The 1,259-nt window shown below is 40.6% G+C and carries 1 protein-coding gene; it reads right to left on the bottom strand.

Annotation, left to right across the window (positions count from 1 at the left end; genetic code table 11):
• Positions 1–144 precede the first annotated feature (144 nt).
• A complete protein-coding gene (locus ACSLUH_RS19400) occupies positions 145–1,179 on the bottom strand; it encodes an IS110 family RNA-guided transposase (protein ID WP_448570069.1) in 1,035 nt (344 codons plus the stop codon).
• Positions 1,180–1,259 lie beyond the last annotated feature (80 nt).

Here is a 1,259-nt window from a genome sequence, read left to right as displayed (position 1 = left end):
CATTGAGAAGCTATCTCTGGCTCTTTGATATTTACGCGAACAGGTTGTCAAATCTATTAAGCGAGCGATAAGCTCTTAGTTGGCTACTGACTAAACCTGCTGATTTTTATCTTCGTTAGTGCATTTTTGTTGTGTGAACTCGATTTAAGCTGCGAGTAATTCAGCTTTATATTCGGTACCTTGTGTCAGCATGGCGAAGGCTGTTCTGACGGTTTTGTTAGCAAGCGCTACCGCGGCACACTTTTTCCCTCGACGTTCAACCAGTCCTTGTATCCACAGGTCTTTCTTGGTCTTTGCTTTTCGTTTTACTGCATGCTGAACGGCAGCCGTGGCGCCACAGATGAGTTGACTTCTTAGGACACTATTTTTTGTCTTACCTATGGTACCCAATGTTACTGTGCCAACAGAGGAATGTTGAATAGGTGTTACCCCAATACATGCAGCAGCATCTTTTCCTTTGCTAAATACGCCAATTTCAGCACAACCTAGCGCAATATAAAGATTGATAGCATTCATCGCACCAACACCTTCCAGGCGCATGAGCTTCTTGCACTCTGGGTGAGATTTAACCGAGTTTTCCATGCAGTGATCATAATGGTGAATGGCTTCAAACAATACTTTCAAATGCTCTTTTGCTAGATAAATTGCACGACGACATTCCGTAGATAGCTCATTGGTTGCATCTTCTAAAACCCCTTCAATGGATGAGATTATTCCACCTCGACGATTAGCTATTTTGATATTCAACTCAGCTAGCAAGGCAATGAGCTGCTTTTGAGACGCATCGCGTTGTTTTACGGCTAACTCTCTTAAGCGCTTGATGGACTGTAATTGTTGTTGCTCAAGTGTTTTTCCACCAATATAAGTGACATCAGGCATAAAGGTGGCTTGTACAATCGCTAGGGCATCATTTTTATCTGTTTTTTGATTTTGCCTAACAACGGAGACTAATTTGGCTGAAATTAAACGTGCATCATGGCCCGCTTCAGTTGCTTTTTGTTTCCAGTAGTTAGAGCTACTACACGCTTCAAATATTATCGTTGCAGGTTTGTTATTAAAAAGCCAAGAAAGAAATTCTTCCGGTGTCACTTCAATGTTTGATTGCACCTTTTTGTTTCTGTAAATACAAATTTGAATAACTTTTTTTGCTAAATCAACGCCAACTCTAGTACGATACATAACAGGACTCTTCTTAATATATTTGTGTGGTAACTTTTATATTACCTCACTCGTTTAGGGTGAGGGAGTCCAATTATCTA

Source organism: Thalassotalea ganghwensis, from assembly GCF_053485795.1.
The sequence above is the reverse complement of the archived record's forward strand: the minus strand, read 5'-3'. Positions and strand labels throughout refer to the sequence as shown.